The organism is Novosphingobium sp. BL-A-28-Hi1-0D (assembly GCF_055521755.1).
The window spans coordinates 3324657-3345712 of record NZ_CM145502.1 but is presented as its reverse complement, the minus strand read 5'-3'; the positions used below and the strand labels follow the sequence as shown (position 1 = coordinate 3345712).

Annotated in this window: 15 protein-coding genes; 8 read left to right on the top strand and 7 right to left on the bottom strand. The window is 65.2% G+C overall.

Annotated elements, in window-relative coordinates; genetic code table 11:
- Nucleotides 1-2 precede the first annotated feature (2 nt).
- The 3 genes from ACZ1JW_RS16115 to ACZ1JW_RS16105 are packed head-to-tail and all read left to right on the top strand — an operon-like array spanning nucleotide 3 to nucleotide 6102.
- A complete protein-coding gene (locus tag ACZ1JW_RS16115) occupies nucleotides 3-1250 on the top strand; it encodes a putative DNA modification/repair radical SAM protein (RefSeq protein ID WP_465141310.1) in 1248 nt (415 codons plus the stop codon).
- Nucleotides 1247-2686, top strand: a complete 1440-nt coding sequence (locus ACZ1JW_RS16110) for a UdgX family uracil-DNA binding protein (protein ID WP_465141309.1) — start codon at nucleotides 1247-1249, stop codon at nucleotides 2684-2686. Before ACZ1JW_RS16115 ends, ACZ1JW_RS16110 begins: the two co-directional genes overlap by 4 nt.
- Nucleotides 2686-6102, top strand: coding sequence for an error-prone DNA polymerase (locus tag ACZ1JW_RS16105; protein WP_465141308.1), 3417 nt, complete (start codon nucleotides 2686-2688; stop codon nucleotides 6100-6102). Before ACZ1JW_RS16110 ends, ACZ1JW_RS16105 begins: the two co-directional genes overlap by 1 nt.
- On the opposite strand, the gene ACZ1JW_RS16100 is transcribed toward ACZ1JW_RS16105, so the two are convergent.
- Nucleotides 6099-8642: a coiled-coil domain-containing protein gene (locus ACZ1JW_RS16100; protein WP_465141307.1), complete on the bottom strand. Its 2544-nt coding sequence runs from the start codon at nucleotides 8640-8642 to the stop codon at nucleotides 6099-6101. The two genes, ACZ1JW_RS16105 and ACZ1JW_RS16100, sit on opposite strands and share 4 nt — an antisense overlap.
- A 72-nt stretch (nucleotides 8643-8714) precedes the next feature.
- Between ACZ1JW_RS16100 and ACZ1JW_RS16095 the strand changes: the two genes are divergently transcribed.
- The 4 genes from ACZ1JW_RS16095 to ACZ1JW_RS16080 all read left to right on the top strand — a co-directional run bounded on the left by ACZ1JW_RS16095 (nucleotide 8715) and on the right by ACZ1JW_RS16080 (nucleotide 12742).
- Complete coding sequence (locus ACZ1JW_RS16095; protein ID WP_144907219.1) at nucleotides 8715-9020, top strand: Hpt domain-containing protein; 306 nt, start codon at nucleotides 8715-8717, stop codon at nucleotides 9018-9020.
- A 94-nt stretch (nucleotides 9021-9114) separates the two neighbouring features.
- Nucleotides 9115-10380: a hypothetical protein gene (locus ACZ1JW_RS16090; RefSeq protein ID WP_465125741.1), complete on the top strand. Its 1266-nt coding sequence runs from the start codon at nucleotides 9115-9117 to the stop codon at nucleotides 10378-10380.
- A 9-nt stretch (nucleotides 10381-10389) separates the two neighbouring features.
- Entirely contained in the window at nucleotides 10390-11358 is a 969-nt protein-coding gene (locus ACZ1JW_RS16085; RefSeq protein WP_465141306.1) for a hypothetical protein, read from the top strand.
- A 1-nt stretch (nucleotide 11359) separates the two neighbouring features.
- Nucleotides 11360-12742 (top strand): sensor histidine kinase, encoded by a 1383-nt coding sequence (locus ACZ1JW_RS16080; protein ID WP_465141305.1) that lies wholly within the window; start codon nucleotides 11360-11362, stop codon nucleotides 12740-12742.
- Here the strand turns inward: ACZ1JW_RS16080 and ACZ1JW_RS16075 are convergent.
- The 3 genes from ACZ1JW_RS16075 to gltX form a co-directional block, all read right to left on the bottom strand.
- Nucleotides 12739-12933, bottom strand: a complete 195-nt coding sequence (locus ACZ1JW_RS16075) for a hypothetical protein (protein ID WP_465141304.1) — start codon at nucleotides 12931-12933, stop codon at nucleotides 12739-12741. The genes ACZ1JW_RS16080 and ACZ1JW_RS16075 overlap by 4 nt on opposite strands.
- Nucleotides 12934-13079: 146 nt before the next feature.
- The gene (locus ACZ1JW_RS16070) at nucleotides 13080-14318 is read right to left on the bottom strand and encodes a citrate synthase (protein ID WP_465142797.1); all 1239 of its coding nucleotides are present in this window, start codon (nucleotides 14316-14318) and stop codon (nucleotides 13080-13082) included.
- 94 nt (nucleotides 14319-14412) lie between these two features.
- Nucleotides 14413-15876 carry a glutamate--tRNA ligase gene (gene gltX / locus ACZ1JW_RS16065; protein ID WP_465141303.1) on the bottom strand — a complete coding sequence of 488 codons (1464 nt, stop codon included), beginning with the start codon at nucleotides 15874-15876 and terminating at the stop codon, nucleotides 14413-14415.
- A gap of 28 nt (nucleotides 15877-15904) precedes the next feature.
- Between gltX and ACZ1JW_RS16060 the strand changes: the two genes are divergently transcribed.
- Nucleotides 15905-18199 (top strand): ComEC/Rec2 family competence protein, encoded by a 2295-nt coding sequence (locus ACZ1JW_RS16060; RefSeq protein ID WP_465141302.1) that lies wholly within the window; start codon nucleotides 15905-15907, stop codon nucleotides 18197-18199.
- Here ACZ1JW_RS16060 and ACZ1JW_RS16055 read toward each other — a convergent pair.
- From ACZ1JW_RS16055 to ACZ1JW_RS16045, 3 genes are all read right to left on the bottom strand, one after another.
- Nucleotides 18166-18834 carry an energy transducer TonB gene (locus tag ACZ1JW_RS16055; protein ID WP_465141301.1) on the bottom strand — a complete coding sequence of 223 codons (669 nt, stop codon included), beginning with the start codon at nucleotides 18832-18834 and terminating at the stop codon, nucleotides 18166-18168. The genes ACZ1JW_RS16060 and ACZ1JW_RS16055 overlap by 34 nt on opposite strands.
- A 256-nt stretch (nucleotides 18835-19090) precedes the next feature.
- Nucleotides 19091-19789: a transcriptional repressor LexA gene (gene lexA, locus ACZ1JW_RS16050; RefSeq protein ID WP_465141300.1), complete on the bottom strand. Its 699-nt coding sequence runs from the start codon at nucleotides 19787-19789 to the stop codon at nucleotides 19091-19093.
- Nucleotides 19790-19846: 57 nt separating this feature from the next.
- Nucleotides 19847-21052: a molybdopterin molybdotransferase MoeA gene (locus ACZ1JW_RS16045; RefSeq protein WP_465141299.1), complete on the bottom strand. Its 1206-nt coding sequence runs from the start codon at nucleotides 21050-21052 to the stop codon at nucleotides 19847-19849.
- Nucleotides 21053-21056: the final 4 nt, after the last annotated feature.

The following is a 21056-nucleotide window of genomic DNA, read 5'->3' as shown; positions in this document are numbered from 1 at the left end:
AAATGTCGCAGCTATCTGTTCTCGAACGTCTCGAAATCCTTGCCGATGCCGCCAAGTACGATGCCTCCTGCGCCTCGTCCGGCACCACCAAGCGCAACAGCAAGGGCGGAAAAGGCATCGGATCGACCGAGGGCATGGGTATCTGCCACGCCTATGCGCCCGATGGCCGCTGCATCTCGCTCTTGAAGATCCTGCTGACCAATCACTGCGTGTTCGATTGCCACTACTGCGTGAACCGCAAGAGCTCGAACACCCGCCGCGCGCGTTTTACCCCGCAGGAGGTGGTGGACCTGACGCTGTCGTTCTACCGCCGCAACTATATCGAGGGCCTGTTCCTTTCGTCGGGCATCGTAAAAAGCTCCAGCCACACCATGGAGCAGTTGATAGAAGTTGCCCGTATCCTGCGGGAAGAGCACGATTTTCGTGGCTACATCCATCTCAAGACCATCCCCGAGGCCGATCCCGAACTGGTCGCGCAGGCGGGGCTCTATGCCGATCGCGTCTCGATCAACGTCGAACTGCCGACCGTTGCGGGCCTCACCCGCCTCGCGCCAGACAAGTCCGCGCCGCAGATCGAAGGGGCGATGGGATCGCTGAAGCAGGCTATCGTCGAGGCAAAGGACGCCCGCAAGCGCTTCCGCCACGCGCCGAAGTTCGCGCCGGCGGGCCAGTCCACCCAGATGATCGTTGGCGCGGATGCCGCGACCGATGCCGATATCGTCGGTCGTGCCAGCACGCTCTATGACCGCTTCCGCCTGCGCCGCGTCTATTACTCCGCCTTCAGCCCGATCCCCGATGCCAGCGCGGTCCTGCCGCTCAAGCGCCCGCCCTTGATGCGCGAACACCGCCTCTACCAGTCCGACTGGCTGATGCGCTTCTACGGTTATGCCCCGCACGAGGTGCAGCAGGTAGCGGGGACTGACGGCATGCTTCCGCTTGATATCGACCCCAAACTCGCCTGGGCGCTGCGTTTTCGCGGGGACTTCCCGGTCGACGTCAACCGCGCCCCGCGCGAAAAGCTGCTGCGGGTGCCGGGGCTGGGGGTGAAGGCGGTGAATGCCTTGATCGCCGCGCGCCGTCAGCGCTGCTTGCGTCTGGCAGACGTCGGCAAGCTCACCGTTTCCATCGCCAAGGTGCGCCCGTTCATCGTCACGGAGGACTGGCGCCCGTTGCTGCTGACCGACCGTGCCGACCTGCAGAGCCTGTTGGTGCCAAGTGTCAAGCCTACCCAGATGGAACTCTTCGCATGAAGCCGTTCCGCGACATGCGCCTGGCCGAGGCGTTCCGTATTCAGCTTGCCGCGCCGGACGATTTCGAAGGCTGGCGCGATGCCGCACGCCGGATGATCCGCGCTGATGTGCCGCCGGACCGGATCACCTGGGAGTCCCCTGCCGACCAGAGCGCCGACCTCTTCGCGCAAGGCGACCGTCGCCTGCCTTCGTCCCCTGCCGATGCACCGCAGCCCCGCGCTTCACGGGACTTCCTGCAACTTGCGCAGAGCGTGATCCTTCATTCTGATAGTAGACGATTTTCTCTCCTTTACCGCATGCTCTGGCGGCTCCAGTTGCGTCCGCGTCTGATGGAAGACAAAACCGATGCCGATGTTCGCCAGATGGAGGACCTTGCCCGGCAGGTGCGGCGCGACATTCACAAAATGCGCGCCTTCGTCCGCTTCCGCCTCGTCGAGAATGAGGATCTTGAGCACTACGTCGCCTGGTTCGAGCCCGAGCACCACATCTTGCGCGCCAATGCCGGGTTCTTCGTGCGCCGCTTCACCACCATGCGCTGGTCGATCCTCACTCCGCGCGGGTGCCTGCACTGGGATGGCGAGACCCTGCAGGAAGGCCCGCCCGCCACCCGCGCCGATGCGCCCTCTGGCGATCCGGTCGAGGCGCTGTGGCGCGGTTATTATGCGTCGATCTTCAACCCTGCGCGTTTGAAGATCGGGGCCATGCTCAAGGAAATGCCCCGCAAGTACTGGAAAAACATGCCCGAAGCCGCGCTCATTCCCGAGCTGATCGCAGGGGCGCAGGCGCGCGAGGCACGGATGGTGAAGGCGGGCGAACAGGACTTCGGCGAGCGGCCGCAGAGCCTTGAGGCGATCGGCGAGGCGATCCTTGCCTGCCGCCGCTGCGAGATCGGTTGCAACGGCACGCGCGCCGTCATGGGCGAGGGGCCGTCCACCGCTCCGCTGATGATCGTGGGCGAGCAACCGGGCGATACCGAGGAAGAGCAGAGCCGCCCCTTCGTTGGCCCTGCAGGCCGCCTGCTGCGTTCACATCTTGAGGAAGCGGGCATCCCGGACGAGCGCACTTACGTGACCAACGCGGTCAAGCACTTCAAGTTTACCCCCACCGGCAAGCGTCGCCTGCACCAGAACCCGACGGCCAAGGAAATCGATGTCTGTCGCTGGTGGCTCGATGGCGAGCGGGCGCTGGTCCGGCCCCGGCTCGTTCTGGCGCTGGGAGCAAGTGCGGCGCGCAGTCTGCTGGGCAAGACGGTCAGCGTGCAGAAGGTGCGCGGGGAGGCGCACGTCTTGGATGACGGCAGCGAACTGTGGATCACCACCCATCCGAGCTATCTTCTACGTCTGGATGACAATGGCCGAACCGAAGAAGAAGCCAAATTCGCCAATGACTTGTGCAAAGTCGCTGCGCGTCTTTCGGAACTTTCCGGTAAAGGCTGATGCCCGAACCCGCGCTGACGCCGCCACGGCGCCACGTCACCCCGACAGAAGGCGGTCCGCCGCCGCCTGCGCCTTTCGTGGAACTGGGCCTTGCGACCTGCTTCTCCTTCCTGCGCGGCGCGTCCGAAGCTTCTGCACTGGTCGAGACGGCACGGGTGCTGGGCTATGACGCGCTGGGCATTGCCGATGCCAACACCATGGCGGGCGTGGTCCGGCTTCATACCGAGGCCGAAGCGGCATCGCTGCGCCCGGTGATCGGTTGCCGCATCGAGACGGTCGAGGGCCTGGCCTTCCTTGCCTACCCGCAGGATCGCGCGGCCTATGGCCGGTTGTGTCGCCTGATTTCGGCGGGGCGGATGTCCACCCTTGATGGCGAATGGCAGGCCAAGGGCGTGTGCGACATCGATCTGGCGTTGTTGGTGGCTCATGCCGAGGGAGTGCACCTGATCCTCGTTCCGCCACCCGTTCTGGATCAGGTATTTACCGTTCAAACTGAAAGTAATGTCTACACTTTTCCGGCAGGAGAGTCCCCGGCTTCTCCACCCGCTGTCCACAACCAGTCCCTGCCTTTTCCCGAACTTCTCCCCCACCTTGTCCACAGGCTGCCGACCATGCGGCATCTGGCTGCCAGCTACCTCTATGCAGGGGACGACATTGCCCGGATCGAGGGCCTCGACGCTATGGCGCGCAGCAATGGCCTTGGCCTGCTCGCCACCAACGAGGTTCTCTATGCCACGCCCGAGCGACGCCCGCTGCAGGACGTGATGACGGCAATCCGCCACAGGACCACGGTGGCGGCCGCCGGACACCTGCTAGAACCCAATGCCGAACGGCACCTGAAATCGCCCGAGGAAATGGTCCGCCTGTTCCGACGCTGGCCCCATGCCATTGCCGCATCGCGCGAAGTTGCCGATGCCTGTCGGTTCAGTCTCAAGGAGCTAAGCTACGAATACCCGGAGGAAATCTGCCCCGAAGGCCACGATCCGCAGTCATGGCTCGAAGTGCAGACCTGGCAGGGCGCGCAAGGACGCTATCCCGAGGGCGTGCCCGACAGCGTGGCCGACACGCTACGCCGGGAACTTGACCTCATAGGCAAGCTGAACCTCGCAACCTACTTCCTGACTATCAAGGATATCATTGATTTTGCACGTAATTGCGATCCGCCTATCCTGTGTCAGGGGCGCGGATCGGCGGCCAATTCGGCGGTCTGCTTCTGCCTTGGCATAACCGCCGTCGATCCCGCCAGGCACGCCCTGCTGTTCGACCGCTTCATTTCCGAAGAGCGCAAGGAGCCGCCCGACATCGACGTCGATTTCGAGCACGAGCGGCGCGAGGAGGTCATCCAGTACATCTACCGCCGCTATGGCCGGGCGAGGGCGGGTCTCTGCGCCACGGTGATCCACTATCGCCCGCGCATGGCGATCCGCGAGGTGGGCAAGGCGATGGGCCTGTCCGAGGACGTGACCGGCGCGCTCGCCCGCACCGTCTGGGGCAGCTGGGGCACCGAAGTGGGCGAGAGAAACGTCAACGAAAGCGACCTTGACGGCACCGATCCTTACCTCAGGCGTGTGATCAGCATTGCCCAACAAATGATTGGTATGCCACGCCATCTTTCCCAGCATGTCGGTGGTTTCATCCTCACTCAGGGCCCACTCACCGAAACCGTGCCGATCGGCAACGGCGCCATGGCCGATCGCAGTTTCATCGAATGGGACAAGGACGACATCGACGCGCTGGGCATCCTCAAGGTCGATGTGCTGGCGCTCGGCATGCTCACCTGCATCCGCAAGTGCCTCGACCTGCTGGGTGCCCACCATGGTCGCGACCTGACGCTGGCCACAGTCCCGCGCGAGGATCCGGCGGTCTACGACATGCTGTGCAAGGGCGATTCCCTCGGCGTGTTTCAGGTGGAAAGCCGCGCGCAGATGAACATGCTGCCGCGCCTGAGGCCGCGCTGCTTCTACGATCTCGTCATCGAAGTCGCCATCGTCCGCCCAGGTCCGATCCAGGGCGACATGGTCCACCCCTACCTCAAGCGACGGCGAGGCGAGGAGAAGGTGGAGATCCCCGCGCCCGGCCCGGAACACGGGCCGCCGGACGAGCTATCCTCGATCCTTGCTCGCACATTGGGCGTGCCGATCTTTCAGGAGCAGGCGATGAAGATCGCGCTCGATGCGGCAAAGTTCAGCAGCCTCGAAGCCAATCGCCTGCGCAAGGCCATGGCCACGTTCCGTTCGCGCGGGATGGTTCACGAGCTTGAGGACATGATGGTCGGCCGCATGGTCCAGCGCGGCTACGATCCCGATTTCGCCGCGCGCTGCTTCAACCAGATCAAGGGTTTCGGCGAATACGGCTTTCCCGAAAGTCACGCCGCCAGCTTCGCGCACCTCGTCTATGTCTCTTCATGGCTCAAGTGCCATTACCCGGCGGCCTTCGCCTGCGCCCTGCTCAATTCGCAACCGATGGGCTTCTATGCTCCAGCGCAGATCGTCGGCGATGCGGCGCGTCATGGCGTGGTCGTGCTTCCGGTGGATGTGAACCATTCCGAGTGGGACTGCACGCTGGAGCAGGAGGGACGCGCGCTCCGCCTCGGCCTCAGGCAGATTGACGGCTTCCCCGAACACGCCGCCGCCATGCTCGTCGCGGCGCGGGAGCAGAGCGGGGGCTTCACCGATGCCGCCAGCCTCAAGGAGCGGGCAGGGCTGTCACCTTCGCTGGTCGAGCGGCTTGCCGCAGCCGATGCGCTCGGCTCGCTCGGCCTTACGCGCAGGCAGGCGCTGTGGGATGCGCGCAGCCTTGTTGCGCCGAAGGAACTGCCGCTCTTTGCCGCCATGACGTCACGCTCCGAAGGAGAGGAGCGCAATCGTGCCGTTCTGCCCATGATGCCGCTGTCCGAGGAAGTCGTCGCCGATTACCAGACGCACCGCCTCTCGTTGAAAGCCCACCCGCTGGCGTTCCTGCGGCCCCTTCTGGGCGAGCGCGGCTTCGTGCGGGCAGTGGACCTCAGGAACCACAAGTATCGTGCCACGGTGCAGGTGGCGGGCGTGGTGCTGGTGCGTCAGCGCCCGGGCAGCGCCAAGGGTGTGTGCTTCATCACGCTCGAGGACGAGACCGGCGTGGTCAATCTGGTGATCTGGCCCGATCTGATGGAGAAGCAGCGCAAGGTCATCATGGGGTCGCGGCTGATGGAAGTGCGCGGGCGGGTGGAGTACGACGACGAGGTCATCCACGTCATCGCCACACACCTGACAGATGCCAGCGCGAGCCTCGATGCTCTGTCTGATGCGGACCGTCTGAACCCGCCCATCGCGCGGGCTGACGAATGCAATCGGCCCATTCCTGAGCGTGCAGGGCCGGGTGCCCGCACCCACCCGCGTGACGTGCGGATCATCCCCAAGTCACGCGATTTTCATTAGCTCCGGAGCCGTTCGATCCCCTGCGCCAGCGCGACGTAGAGCTTGCCCATGTCCGACGACAGTAACGTAACGCCCAGGGCGTTACCGTCACGTGTCGAAAGCAGCTGGCGCAGCATCGATTCGAAGTCGTGGATGTAGCGGTTCACGTGCTCGCGGAACTCGCTCTCCGCCTCGTAATGAGCCTGCACCGCCTTGGCCTCGGCGCTTTCCAGCAGCGACACGGCACGGCGCGTGAAGATGCCGCGATCCCCGCGCAGGTACGAGGCCCAGGCGGTTTCCGAGACATCGGTCGACAGTGCCTTGGCAATGTCGATGGCCGAGGAGTTCAGCGATTCGGTGATCAGCGCGGCGCGACGGGCAAAATCGTTGTCGACCTGCTCCTCGGCCTTCTCGCGCACCCGGTTGACGCGGGCCTCAAGATTGCCGGCCAGTTCATCGACCTTGGTCAACTGGTCGCGCATCTGGATCGCTGTGTCGCGGCTTGCGGCAGCGGCGGCATCGATCGCTTCCTCAAGCCGACCGACGAGTTCGGCAGCGCGGCCCTGCAGGACGCGGGCAATCGCCGCGCTGCTCTGTTCGCCAAGCTGCTCGGAAAGCGCTTCGATTTCGCCCGCAGTACTGGCGCGCAAGTCTTCGCCCGCCTTGCCGGCAGCCTGCGTCAGACGTTCGACCGCGCCCGAAAGTCGCGTTTCGATGTCTTGCGACAGCGCCTCGCTTTGCGCGCGCACCCCGGCCAGGACCTCGCGCAGGGCGACAAGCTGCTTCTCGCGCTCCGCCGCCTGCTCAAGCAGCGTCTTCTGGGCCTTCTGCAAGTCCTTGATCGTAGATGAAACTTCGCCCCGCGCTGTGCCAACCGTCTCCGACAACGCACGACCACCGTCGCCCGCCTCGCGCAAGGTGTCACGCAAGGTGAACACTCGGTCCTCGAGGCCTTTGAGCCCCGCTTCGGTGCTGCGCAGGGCTTCGGGGATCTGGGTGCGGGTGTGATCGCCGCCGGCCTGGATCAGTTCGAGCAGGCGCACGGCGGAATCGGTCAATTCCCCGATCTGCAGGTCGGTCCCGGCTAGCGCGTGACGCATCTCGGCAAGGCGGCCGGTGAGATCGCCCATCGCCTTGTCGACTTGCGCGGCGGTCTGCGCACCCTGTTCGCCTGAGTTGCGAAGAACCTCGGAAAAGGCACTGACCTTATTGCCGATTTCCTCAAATCGGGCAGCGAGCTTCTCAGCCTCCGCAGCCTGCATCCTGCGCTGGGCCTCGATCGCCTGATCCAGATCGGCAAGCTTGCTGGCAAGCGTTTCCGCCGCCGAGGCTGCCGCCCGCTCCATCGCCGCGCGACGTTCGCCCACGGCCTCGTCGATTTCGGCGAGACGCTGTTCGAGCGCGGACCGCTGTTCGGATGCACTGGCTTCAGCGGAGGCGCGGCGGCGGGCGAGTTGCTCGTCGAGATCTCGTGCCTGTGCCTCGAGCATCGCGGTGAGGGAGCGCGCTGCCTCCTCGAAACGTGCCAGACGTCCCGCAGAGTCTGCCAGGAGTCCCTCGTGTGCCTCGCCGAGTTGGAAAAGCGTTGCGCGCAAGGCTTCGGCCTGTGCCTCGCTGCGATCGTGCCAGGCGGCAAGGGCGGCTTCCTCAGCTTGTGCCGTAGCAGCGGACTGGTCAGCCGTACGCGCGGCAAGAGCGTCGAAACGGCTTTCAGCGAGACCGGCCAGGTCATCGGACGCCTTGGCGAAGCCCGCCAATGCGGCATCGACCCGTTCGCGGAACGAGGTGACCTGCCGTTCGCTGGCGAGGCCGAATTCGTTGAGCCGCTGGAAGCCTGAAACCAGTTCCTCAAGCTGTAGGTGTGCAGTCCGCCCCGCATTGCCGATGTTGTTGGTCACGTCCTTGGCAGCGTTGGCGATTACCGGCAACTGCCCGCGCAGCTTGTCCATGTTGTCGAGCGCGGCGGACGAGACTTCGGCAATCCGGTCGATCTGCGCGCCATTCGTGCCGACAAGCGAATCGAGTTGCGATGCGCTGCCGGAAAGCCGTTCCACCGCCATCCGGCCGAGTGCTTCGAGATCGCGGCTCTGGGCGGCAATGAAATCGCGCGCCAGGGCGAGTTCGGTGTTCATCGAGACGAGGCGCTGTTCCAGCAACGCGGATTCCTGCCCCAGAACGCGGGAGACATCGGTGAAGCGACCCGCTTCCCGGCGGCTCGTGCGCATCGTCAGAAGCCAGAGGACCAGCACCAGCAGCACAGGCACCGACCACTGCGTCACCCACCAGGCCCACTGATCGGGGGCGATCGGTTGCGTCTGCCTCAGGATCACCGCCCAGACGAAGAAACCCGTCCAGCTGGCGATGGCGACAAGTGAGGCCGATGCACCGATCCAGCTACGGTCTGGCGCGGCCTGCGCAACGTCATCAACATCAAGCATGTCATGGGCGGCAAGAGTTCGCGGAGCCAAGGACTCGGGATCGTGGGGCGCATGCGCCATGGTGGTCTCAGTGGTGTCCTGTTCGGCACCGTCGATCGGAATGATCCGTCTTCCCCCGTTCATACTCTGGCACATACCACGATTTGCGCAGAGGCATAAACCCCGCCTTAACGATTTGACCCGTAGCCCGGTCGCATGGCCTACGAAGGTGCCTCCCTCGACGCAAACCTCGCCGCTGCCGCCGGGCACGATCCCGATCTGGTGCGCGAATTGCGGGCCGCATTCATCGAAAGTGCCGAGCGGCAGGTCGATCTGCTGGGCCGTTCGCGCTGCGATGGCAACTGGCACGTGGCGGCGATGCGGCTGAAGGGCCTCGCCGCAAGCTTCCATGCCGATGGACTGCTCGGTCTTGCCGAGGAAGCGCTCGATACCGTTCCCGGTGATCCTGCCGTCCTGCGCCGCCTTCGTCAGATGCTGGACGACCTCGCCGTCGAACCCTGATCGCAGTCAGATTCGGTTAACGCCTGACAAGTCGCTTGCCCGCCTTGGCAGCGCGGCCTCCAATCCCTACCATGGCGCGTTAGGAGGCCAATTCTTGCGGGTCGCAGTTCTATCGTTGATTGAAGCCGCCGGTGCCGAACCGGGAGGTTTGCGCGGATATCTGCCGATCGGCGGACGCTCACTGCTGCGCCACCAGATCGGCCTTGCCCTTTCGCTCGGCGCCAGGCGCATCGTGGTCATGGCCGAAGGCATCAGCGGTGAACTCGTCGCGCTCCAGCACGTCGCTGAAGCGGGCGGCGCGCAGTTCCATGTCGTGGCCACGGCACGGGCGCTGGTTCCGCTTCTGCCGCCGGAGGACGATGTGATCGTGCTCGGCGACGGCCTGCTGGCGATGCCCGAGGCCTTGCGTGAACTGATCGAGGCAGGTCCTGTCGTTCTGACACTCCCGGTCGAAACCGGCCTGCCGCTGGGGTTCGAGCGGATCGACATCAACAGCGCCTTTGCCGCTGCGATGCGCTTCCCGGGCCGGATTGCTGCGGGCCTTGCCGATCTCCCGCCCGAGTGGAACGCCCAGTCCGCCCTGCTGCGTCTGGCAGTGCAGGGGCGTGTGGCCCAACGCGGCATACCCTCGGCCCTGCTTGACGATGGTCGCTGGAACATCGTGCGCTCCGAAGAGGAAGCCCACGTTGCCGAGCGGCAATGGCTGCGGCTCCACACGAGTCTTTCTGCGGATGGCGCAGGCGCAGGCTCGCCGGGTGAACTGCTCGCCATGGCCGTGGTGCGGCGTTTCGGACCGGCTCTGCTGCACGCGGGCACCCGTCCGGCTCTGGTGGGCCTTGCCGCGGGCATCGTCGGCCTGCTTGGTGGAGGCCTTGGCTGGCTTGGAAACTTTGCCATCGGCTTCGTGCTTCTTGGCCTTGCCTGGCTGATCGAGCGTGTCGCCAGCCTGCTTGGGCAGGTCGAGCGTGATTCGCTGCTGGCTTCGGGCCTTGCCCGGCGCAGCGTGGGCATCTTTCACCTGCTGATCGATCTGGGACTGGTGACGCTGGCGGGCTGGCGCAGCGAATTGCCAGCTTCTGTCGCCGTGCCCTTCGGACTCAATTTCTTCGCGCCGTTGCTGCTTGTCGGCGGCGCGCGGCTTGTCAGGCTGGCGCTGCCTGCCAGAAGTGCAAAAGGCTGGCTTTCCGACCGCCTCGTGCTCGGTTTCCTGCTTGCCCTGTACAGCGCCTTCCTGCCGTTCGACGTTGCGATCGGCCTGTCGGTTCTGGCGCTTCTCGGCTCGTGCCTGCTGGCCTTGCAATTTGCCGCAGACGTTCGTCCGGCCGGTTCACCTAACCCGCAGTTAACCAGTCGGCCTTAAGAGCGTCGCATGGAATTGACCGCATCCATCGGCAACGATCCCGCTGAGATCGAGGCACTCCTTCGCGACGATCTGACCCACGCGGATCAGGCGCTCGTTCACATGGGCCCGATCCTCAGGCATCTGCTCCAGAACGACGACAGTTCGATCTTCAGCGACGAAGTGATCGCGCGCGTACGCGGCATGCTTGCGGACATCGCCCGCCAACTGGTGCAGGCGCTGGGCGAGGCTGCCGGGCACGATGACGCCGCAAGCTGGGCACGCGAAGCAGGGCCGGGCCTTGCTGCGATGCTCTCGGGCAATCAGGCCCTGCTCAACCACCTGCACATGCTGGCGGTCGAATGGCAGTTGTCCGAGAAGCTGCAGGGCAGGCTCGGGCTCGATCCCGTGCTGACGCCACTGGTGCAGGACCTCATCGCCTCGCCCGATCCTGACGTGGCCGCGCGCGGGATGAACCTCCTTGCGGCACAGGCCCGCTTTGGCCAGTCCTTGCGGCGGATGCAGATTCCGCTGGCAGAACTCCCGGGCGATCTGCACCATCTCTCGCTGATGACCATGCAGGCCTACATTGCGGAGGATCCTTCAGGGATGTCGGCGGCGGGCACAGCCGAGGTGGCCTTGCGCAAGGCTCGTTCACAGTCGGTGTCACGGCTTGAACTGCTCGAACACCTGACCGCCCTGCTGTCGGCTGATCTTCCCCGTGTTCTGCAGATCGAGAATGCTGGCGTTGCCCTGTTCCTTTCGGCCCTGAGCTTCGGCGCGGGCCTGTCGCGCGAGACGGCGATCATGTGCACGACCGAGAGCCAGCTTGCGCGGCTCGCGCTGGCGCTCGCGGCATCGGGTGCCGGTCGCGACGCCATCGTTGCCGCTTTCGTTGCGCTCCACCCCGAAGTCGCCCTGCCCGACGGGATCGAGCGCCTTGAGCCCGATCGCGCCGCTGCGCTTCTCGCGCGTTCGTTGGCGGGGCAGGAACACTGAGATGACGGCTGCCGGGCCGATCCTTGCTCGCTGCGATGGCTCGGACCGCCTTGTCGAGGCGGACGAAACGCTTGCCGCGCTGCAGGTTCGGCTTGGCGGTGCCTTTCCGGGCGCCTTGGCGATCCCCGGCCTGTTGGCACTTGTGCGTCGGTCGCGCACTGCCCGTTTGCCGCTTTCACGCCAGCTGACGGTTGCCGACACCGAACAGCCCCTGTCCTTCCGTGCCTGTGCGACGCCCGATGATGAAGGCACGCGGATCGAGATCACCGACTGGCGCCTGTCCGCCGACGCCTGGGCCGGGCAGGATGGCGCAGGCACCGATCAGGCGCTGCTGCGCCAGCTGGCCGAGGCCCACGTCGTGCTTGATGCCGAACAGCGAGTTGTGTCCGGCATGGTCGAGGGTGCGGATCTCGGCGAGTTTGCCAGCGCATTGCGCCAAGGCTTCGGTTGCTACTGGACCGATCTTGTCGAGATCGAAGGCAGTGCCCATCGCCAGCCGCTGCACTGGCGCCTTCTCGATGGGGCACGGCTCCGGGTGCAGGGTTCGGTGCGGGACTGGAAGGCCTGCGTCCTGCCGCTGCGCAGCGGAGGTTTCGAGCTGCTGCTCGTCGCCGAGACCGTTCTTCCGTCCTCTGTGACCGCGCAAACCGACACGGCTGCTGTTGCCGATGACGCAGTACCTGACTGGAAGGGGCTGCTTGGTCGCAAGCTGGCTCCGGCGCTACGCCAGCCGATCAACCGGATCATCGCCAATGCCGAGACGATCCGAACCCGGCTCGCGGGGCCGCTTTCGGAACAATACGTCGCCTATGCCGGCGACATCGCCGAAGCCGGACGCCATCTTGCCTCGCTGGTGGAAGACCTCGCCGATCTCGAGACGGTCGAGGCTGATGGCTTCTCCCCCGAACCCGACCATATCGACCTTGCCGATTGCGCGAGGCGCGCGGCCGGCATCCTCGGCGTGCGAGCGCGCGAGCGTGGAATCACGCTGGCATTGCCCTTGGCCGAGGAGCACGTGCCTGCCATTGGCGAGTTCCGCCGTGTGTTGCAGGTTCTGCTAAACCTGATCGGCAATGCGGTCCGCTATACCCGCAGCGATACGACGGTCAGCATCGACTGCGGCATCGATGGCGCGCTGGCCTGGGTTTCGGTGAGCGACGAAGGCGAGGGGATTGCGCCCGAGCAGTCGGAAAAAGTGTTCGAGAAGTTCGAACGCCTTGGCCGCAGCGGCGATGGCGGAAGCGGCCTCGGCCTCTACATTTCGCGCAGGCTGGCGAGGGCAATGGGTGGCGAACTTGTCGTCGGCAACGGACTAGCAGGCGGTGCCCGCTTCGTGCTGTCATTGCCTGCCGATCTTGCCACGCAGGCGAGCGCTACGGGTTAGCGCCCGCGCTTTCCGGCGCGCCACAGCGCCACAACGCCGATCAGCGTCAACCCTGCGCCGATATAGGCCCACTGCTTCTGCGCGAGCATGAAGCTCGAGGACGGCCACATGATCAGCCCGAGCCCCTGGCCGACCCACAGTCCGCCAATGAGAAGGGCGGTGATGCCGAAAATCCTGAGAATTGTCGTCATCGCCGCCCGTCCAGTACCTGCGGTTCGATCAGCGGTCGCTCAGCGGCACGTAGTCGCGCTGCGTCGGGCCGGTGTAGATCTGGCGCGGCCATGCGGTTTCTCTTGAGAAACCGGCACAAAGCAAAGCGGCCGCGCCTTCCGACCTATCAGCGGTCGCTCAGCGGCACGTAGTCGCGCTGCGTCGGGCCAGTGTAGAGCTGGCGCGGACGCCCGATCTTCTGGCCTGGATCGCTGATCATTTCGTTCCACTGCGCAACCCAGCCCACGGTGCGGGCAAGCGCGAAGAGAACGGTGAACATCGTGGTCGGGAAGCCGATCGCGGAGAGGATGATGCCCGAGTAGAAGTCGACGTTCGGGAACAGCTTCTTTTCCGCGAAGTAGGGATCGCTCAGGGCGATCTCTTCAAGGCGAAGCGCAGTTTCGAACAGCGGGTCCTGTACGTTGAGCGCGGCGAACACTTCGCGCACGGTCGACTGCATCACCGTCGCGCGCGGATCGTAGTTCTTGTAGACGCGGTGACCGAAGCCCATCAGGCGGAACGGATCGTTCTTGTCCTTCGCGCGGTCGATGTAGTGCTGGATGCGATCGGGCGTGCCGATTTCCTTGAGCATGTTGAGCGCGGCTTCGTTCGCGCCGCCATGCGCGGGGCCCCACAGACAGGCGATACCGGCCGCGATGCAGGCAAACGGGTTGGCGCCCGAGGACCCTGCCAGACGGACGGTCGAGGTCGAGGCGTTCTGCTCGTGGTCGGCATGGAGGATGAAGATGCGGTCCATCGCCTTTTCGACGGCGGGGATCACTTCGTATTCCTCAGCCGGCACGCCGAAGGTCATCTTCAGGAAGTTGCCGGTGTAGGACAGCTTGTTGTCAGGATAGACGAAGGGCTGGCCGACCGAATACTTGTAGGCCATCGCAGCGATCGTCGGCATCTTGGCGATCAGGCGGTGCGAGCTGATCTTGCGGTGCGTCGGGTCGGCAATGTCGGTGCTGTCATGGTAGAATGCCGAAAGCGCGCCGACGACGCCGCACATGATCGCCATCGGGTGCGCATCGCGACGGAAGCCGCGATAGAACGTGGCGAGCTGCTCGTGCAGCATGGTGTGGCGGGTGATCGTGCGGCTGAAGTCGGCCAGTTCCTGGCTGCTCGGCAGTTCGCCGTTGAGCAGCAGGTAGCTCACTTCCATGAACGAGGAGTGTTCGGCAAGCTGACCGATCGGATAACCGCGGTGCAGCAGCACGCCTTCGTCACCATCGATGTAGGTGATCGCGCTGTCGCAGCTCGCCGTCGAGGTGAAGCCCGGGTCATAGGTAAACATGCCCGTCTGGCCATAGAGCTTGCGGATGTCGATGACGTCCGGACCAATGGTGCCGCTCTTGATCGGCATGTCCACGCTGTTGCCGCCTGCGGTCAAAGAAGCCTGGTTTTCGCTCACGCCTAAGCCCTCCTGTTCTTGTCTGTTTACAGATGCCTGCCCCGGATCAGGCCGCCTGGTCGCGGATGCGCGCCAGCGACTCGTCCTTGCCGAGCAGTGCCAATACGTCGAAAATTCCCGGCGAGGTAGTCTGTCCCGTCAGGCTTGCGCGCAACGGTTGGGCAATTTTGCCCAAGCCTATCCCAAGCTCCTCGGCCATTTGTTTCACCGTGGCCTCCAGATTCTCGGTTGTCCAGCCGTTTTCAGCCTCAAGCAGGCTCGCCACGCGGGTCAGGATTGCCCGTGCATCGTCGGTCAGAAGCGCGGCGGCTTTCTCGGCCATCGGCAGAGGTCGCTGCGCAAACAGGAACACCGCGCCGGCCGCCAGCTCGTTCAAGTCGGCGGCGCGCACCTTCAGCACCGGCATGGCGCGCGTCAGCAGGTCAAGACCCGCATTGCCTGAGAATCCGGGCTCCAGCCCAGTCAGCTTGGGCGCGACAAGCCCCGCAAGCCGCGCATCGTCAGCTTCGCGGATATAGTGCCCGTTGAGGTTCAGCAGCTTCTTGATGTCGAAGCGCGAGGCGCCCTTGTTGACATCGCCGATGTCGAACCACTCGACCGCCTGTTCGCGGCTGATGATTTCCTCGTCGCCATGGCCCCAGCCGAGCCGCAGGAGGTAGTTGAACACTGCTTCCGGCAGCAGGCCCATCTCGTCGCGATAGGCATCCACACCCAGCGCCCCGTGACGCTTCGAAAGCTTCGCCCCGTCAGCGCCGTGGATCAGCGGGATATGGGCATAGACCGGGTCGGGCCAACCGCCCTCGATGGCATCCATGGCCCGCACGATGACGAGCTGGCGGAAGGCGTTGTTGATGTGGTCATCGCCACGGATGACATGGGTCACGCCCATGTCGTGATCGTCGACCACCACGGCCAGCATGTAGGTCGGCGTGCCGTCAGAGCGCAGGACGATGAAATCGTCGAGCTCGCTGTTCTGGACGGTAATCGAACCCTGCACGCGATCCGGAATCGTCGTCTCGCCTTCGCGGGGAGACTTCATCCGCACGACATAGGACTGGTCCGCAGGCCACTGGTCGGGCGTCGCATCGCGCCATTCGCTGTCGATGCGGAACGGCCGACGCTCGGCCTGTGCCTTCTCGCGCCGCGCTGCCAGCTCTTCCTGCGTCAGGTAGCAGCGATAGGCATGGCCGGAATCGAGCAGCCTGTGTGCAACTTCGGCATGGCGTTCGGACCGGGCGAACTGGAACACCGGTTCCTCGTCCCCCCCCAGGCCCAGCCAGTTGAGCCCGTCGAAGATCGCTTCGATCGCTGCGTCGGTTGACCGCGCTCGGTCGGTATCCTCGATGCGCAGCAGGTACTTGCCGCCGTTGTGGCGAGCATAGAGCCAGTTGAACAGCGCGGTGCGCGCGCCGCCGATGTGCAGGAAGCCGGTGGGCGAGGGGGCAAAGCGGGTGACGACGCCCTTGGCGGTGGTCGATCCTGCAGAAACGGTGTCAGTGGCGCTTGCCATTGGCCGCGCTATCCTTCCTTTGAAATCCATGGCGTCTCCGGCGACACTTGGGCCAGCGGCGAACGATCCCGCCGCCGATCCGGTCGATGTACCGGGCCGACGCGCGCGGCATTGGGACATCCGCGCGCGATTGTCCAGCATGCTTGAGAGGGGGGCTGACGGGGCCGATGCATTCCTCGATGCCCGTCCGTTCGAACGCGGGCTCTGGCTGGTCGTTGCCTTCGCCGCAGGCATTGTCCTGTGGGTCAATCTGCCCGTGCCTGAGCAATGGATCGCGGCCTTGCTGGCCTGCGCCGCGCTCGGTATCCTCGCATTCCTCGCCATCGACGAAGTCCGCCATCCCCACCTGCGCCTTGCAGTCATCGGGGTCGCGATCATGGTTGCCGCCGGGGTGGCGACGATCTGGACGCGCTCTGCACTGGTCGGACAGCCGGGGATCGCAGCCCCGCGCGTTGTGACGCTTCAGGGCGAAGTGGTCGAGCGTCGCGAAGAACCCGCCAAGGCCCGGGCGCGCCTCGTCCTCAAGACACGACTGGCGGATTTTCCCGGCCCCGTCCGGGTCCGCGTCAATCTGCCTTATGACAAGGACGCACAAGGTCTTGTCGAGGGCGCGCAGGCGCGGGTGCGGGCACGCCTTATGCCCCCTGCCGCGCCGATGCTGCCTGGAGCCTACGATTTCGCCCGCGCCGCCTGGTTCGATGGATTGGCGGCCACGGGCAGCGTGATCGGCGAGGTTCGCGTCCTTGCCCCCTCGCACCGTGGCGCCACGCTGCGTGGCCTGCAGAAGAGTCTTGCCGACCATGTACGGTCCCGCCTTGGCGGATCGGCCGGGACCATTGCCGCCGCCTTCGCCAGCGGCGATCGCGGCGCCATCGCCGAGAGTGACGAGGACGCCATGCGCGACGCAGGCCTGACGCACCTGCTGTCTATCAGCGGCCTTCACGTCAGCGCGCTGGTCGGCGCGGTCTACTGGATCGTCGCGCGCCTGCTCGCGCTCGTACCATGGATAGCCCTGCGCATCCGCGTGCCGCTAGCAGCCGCCTTGGCCGGGGCGCTTGCGGGCCTCGCCTACACCTTGCTCACGGGAGCCGAAGTTCCGACGATCCGCTCCTGCATCGGGGCGCTGCTGGTCCTCGCTGCACTGGCGCTCGGACGTGACCCCCTTTCTCTGCGCATGGTCGCGGTTGGTGGACTTGTCGTGATGCTGTTCTGGCCCGAAGCCGTGCTCGGCCCCAGTTTCCAGATGAGCTTTGCCGCGGTGATCGCGATCATCGCCTTCCACTCAAGCGCGCCCGTGAAGGCCTTCCTGACCGGCGAACACCACGGCCCGCTCGTGCGCATGGCGCGCAGCCTGATTCTCCTGCTGGTCACCGGTTTGGTCATCGAACTCGCCCTGATGCCGATCGGCCTGTTCCACTTCCACCGCGCAGGTGTCTACGGTTCGCTGGCCAACGTCATCGCCATCCCGCTGACCACCTTTGTCACCATGCCGCTGATCGGTACCGCCCTGATGCTGGATCTTGGGGATGCGGGCGCCCCGGTCTGGTGGCTTGTCGGCAAGTCGCTCGACCTGCTGCTGGCGCTGGCGCACTTTGTCGCGGGACAGCCCGGCGCCGTCACGATGCTGCCGCCAGTTGCACCTTGGACCTTCATCCTCTTCCTGTCCGGGATGCTCTGGCTGGCACTTTGGACTGGGCGGGTCCGGCTGTGGGGCCTCGCTCCAACAGGCCTTGCGCTCGTTGCCATGGCCCTCACGCCGACGCCCGACATTCTTGTCACCGGCGATGGTCACCACGTCGGGATCACCGGTGCGGGGAACGACCTGATCGTACTGCGCATGGGGCGCGGCGAATACATGCGCGACAACCTGCTCGAACTGGCAGGAATGGAAGGCGAGTTGCGCCCGCTGGACGCGTGGCGCGAGGCTAGATGCAACGACGACTTTTGCGTCGCCCGATTGCTGCGCGGCGGGAGGCGCTTCACTCTCCTGATTACACGCAGCCGCAACTATATCGACGATCTTGCACTCGCCGCTGCATGCGAGCGCGCCGACATCGTTGTCGCCGACCGCCGCCTGCCGTTCTCCTGCCGACCAAGGATGCTTAAGGCCGACCGGACCTACCTCGCCACGACCGGCGGCCTGTCGATCAACCTGTCCAGCGGCCACATCCGCACTGTGGCTGAGACGCAAGGCCTGCAAGGCTGGTACCGTTGGCCCGAACCCCGCCCTGACCGAGGTAAGGGACCGGGGCCTGTCGTGGAGAAGTCAACAGGCCCCGGCTCATCAGGTCACGGCAGGACCCAGCGCACCGAGCCGCTGTAGCTCCCGCTCGTCGGCATGCCATCGCCACCGAGTGCCGGGACGAAACGGGCGCGAGCGCTTACCTTGGCGCAAGTTGCCGCATCGAGATCCGCCGAACCGCTCGATCCGGTGATCTCGCAACCCGTCACCTTGCCATCGGCTCCGATGGTCAGGCGGAACCGCGTGAGCCCCTCGCGCTCCTCGCGAATTGCGGCGCTGGGATAGTCGCGATCCGAAACCCACGATCCGGGCGAGCCCTTCGGGGCCGCTGAACGCAACGCAAAGCTTGCCGAGGGCGAGGGCTTTACGTCAGGCGGCGTAAGAGGTCCGATGTCGACAGGTGCGATCGGGGTAATGTCCACCGGACGGATGCCGATGCCGGGATCGACCGGGCCTAGCGAGATATCCGGCTTGGGCGCGACCAGCGGGCGGGTCTCCGGCTTGATCGCTGGCTTGATGTCAGGTGGCGGCGCGATCGGTGTCACCGTTACCTCGTCGTCCTTCCACTGCTGCGCGACCAGCCGGTCCTTGATGATATGAACCATGCCGCTCGCGAAGCCCGAAGCGATGGCCCAGATCGCTACCCCGTGGAGCAGGCCCACCGCGATGAAGGTCTGCGTCTGCCGGCGTCTCGTATTTTCAACTGCATAAGCCATTGGCAACACCTCTTCCGTTGCCGACGCCCCATCTGATGGCAGGCCGTCCCGGAAGGGGCGCCCCGTGCGGGGCATTCGGTAACAACGGAAACTACACCTGCGAAGCCGTGCGTGCCAGAAAAATCTCAACCAAATTGATTGATATTAGGCATAGCGGATTGGCAGAGTAAGAAAAGCCGCTCGCGAGTTACCCCGCGAACGGCCCTTTTCATTTCGAGAACGCTCGATCGCCGCGAACCGGCGGCGGACTGCGTCGTCAGTGATACCGCCGCAGCAACCCGGCCAGCTTGCCCTGCACGGCCACTTCGTCCGGCCGGTAGAACTGCGGATCATAGGCCGAGTTGGCCGGATCGAGCCGGATCATGCCCTTCTCGCGATGCAGATACTTCAGCGTCGCTTCCTCGCCCCGCACCAGCGCCACGACGATTTCGCCGTCGCGCGCGATGTCGGTCTTGCGGACAAGCGCATAGTCGCCGTCGAAAATCCCCGCCTCGACCATCGAGTCCCCTGAAACCTCGAGTGCGTAATGCTCACCTGCACCGAGCAGTGCAGCGGGAACGGGGAGAGTGGCGGTGGTTTCCAAGGCCTCGATCGGCACACCTGCCGCGATCTTGCCGTGGAGCGGCAGTTCGATCACGTCGTTCGCCGGAGCAGGTGCAACCTTTGCCGCCGGGCGCAGCGGTGTCACGACAGCGCTGGCTGCAACAGGTTCGCGCGCCAGAGCAGGCTTGCTCACCGCACTGTCAGGCTGGCGCAGCACTTCGAGCGCGCGGGCGCGATTGGGCAGACGGCGGATGAAGCCGCGTTCCTCAAGCGCCGAGATCAGGCGGTGGACGCCGGACTTTGACTTGAGATCGAGCGCCTCCTTCATTTCCTCGAACGAGGGGGAAATGCCGGATTCCTCCAAACGGACCTGAATGAAAGAGAGCAGTTCATGCTGCTTGCGCGTCAACATTGGCGGTTCTCCGCAGGTGAACGAATGCGGAACGGATAAGCAACCAATTACGACTCGTCAAGCAATTCCACCATTCTCGAGCAGGTAAACCGGAACATCCGTTCCTGCGGCTTTCGCCGCCGCTCCTGCTTCGCGCATGACCAGCGCGTTGGCGCGCGACAGCGGCGAGAGAGCGCCTGAATCCTGCAGCGAATCGAGGCTCACGCTTGCGCCGTCCCACCGCGCGCGCAGGAACTCCATCCGGCTTCCGCCCGCTGCCATCGGCGTCGCGAGGCGCGAGGGGATCGCGCGCGGCAGCGCATCGCGCGCGCCCAACCCTGCACGCAGCAGCGGCAACATGAACAGGAACGCGGTGACAAAGGCTGAAGCGGGATTTCCGGGCAGGCCGAGTATGATCTGGGATCCCCGCGTCGCCACCAGCAGGGGCTTGCCCGGCTTGATACCCACGCGCCAGAAATCGATCGACGCGCCCACCGACTCCAGCGCCGGACGGACCAGATCATGATCGCCGACCGATGCCCCGCCGCTGGTAACGATCACGTCGGCCTCCCGCTCGGCATCGAAAGCGCGGGCCAAGGCATTGAGATCATCGGCGACCGGGCCGCGATGGCGGACGTCGACCGGAAGCCCGCCGACCATTGCGCAGAGCATCGGGCCGTTGCTGGCGGGCAATTGGTGCAGTGCGGGCAGATGCCCCGGCGCGACGAGCTCGTCACCGCTGTCGATCACCGTGAGGCGCAGTCTGCGGCGGACCGGCAGGTGCGCGTGGCCTCCCGCGATGGCGAGCGCGATCTGAGCGGGGCCAATGCGCAGGCCCGCCTCGATCAGTACGGCGTCTTCAGCGAAGTCCATGCCGGCCGGGCGAACGTGGCGGATGGGCGGAACCGGTGGCTCGCCGGTGAGTCTCAGGAAATCGCCATCGCGCGCAGCATCTTCCTGCAACAGCACCATATCCGCGCCATAGGGCACGACAGCGCCAGTGCTGATCCGCACGGCTTCGCCTGTGCCCACCACGCCGCCAAACGGATGCCCCGCCGCGCTCTCCCCGATAACGCGCCACGGTCCCGGAAGTTCGGCGCTGCGCAAGGCATAGCCATCCATCGCCGAGACTGGCGCGGCAGGTTGGGTGCGTCGGGCGTGAAGGTCTGCCGCAAGATAGTGGCCAAGGCACTCGGTGACCGCCCGGTGCTCCACCCCCAGCGACGGCGCCAGCGCCAGCAGGCGCGCTTGCGCCTCGGCGAGGGGGAGGGGCGGTGTTCTCATGCGC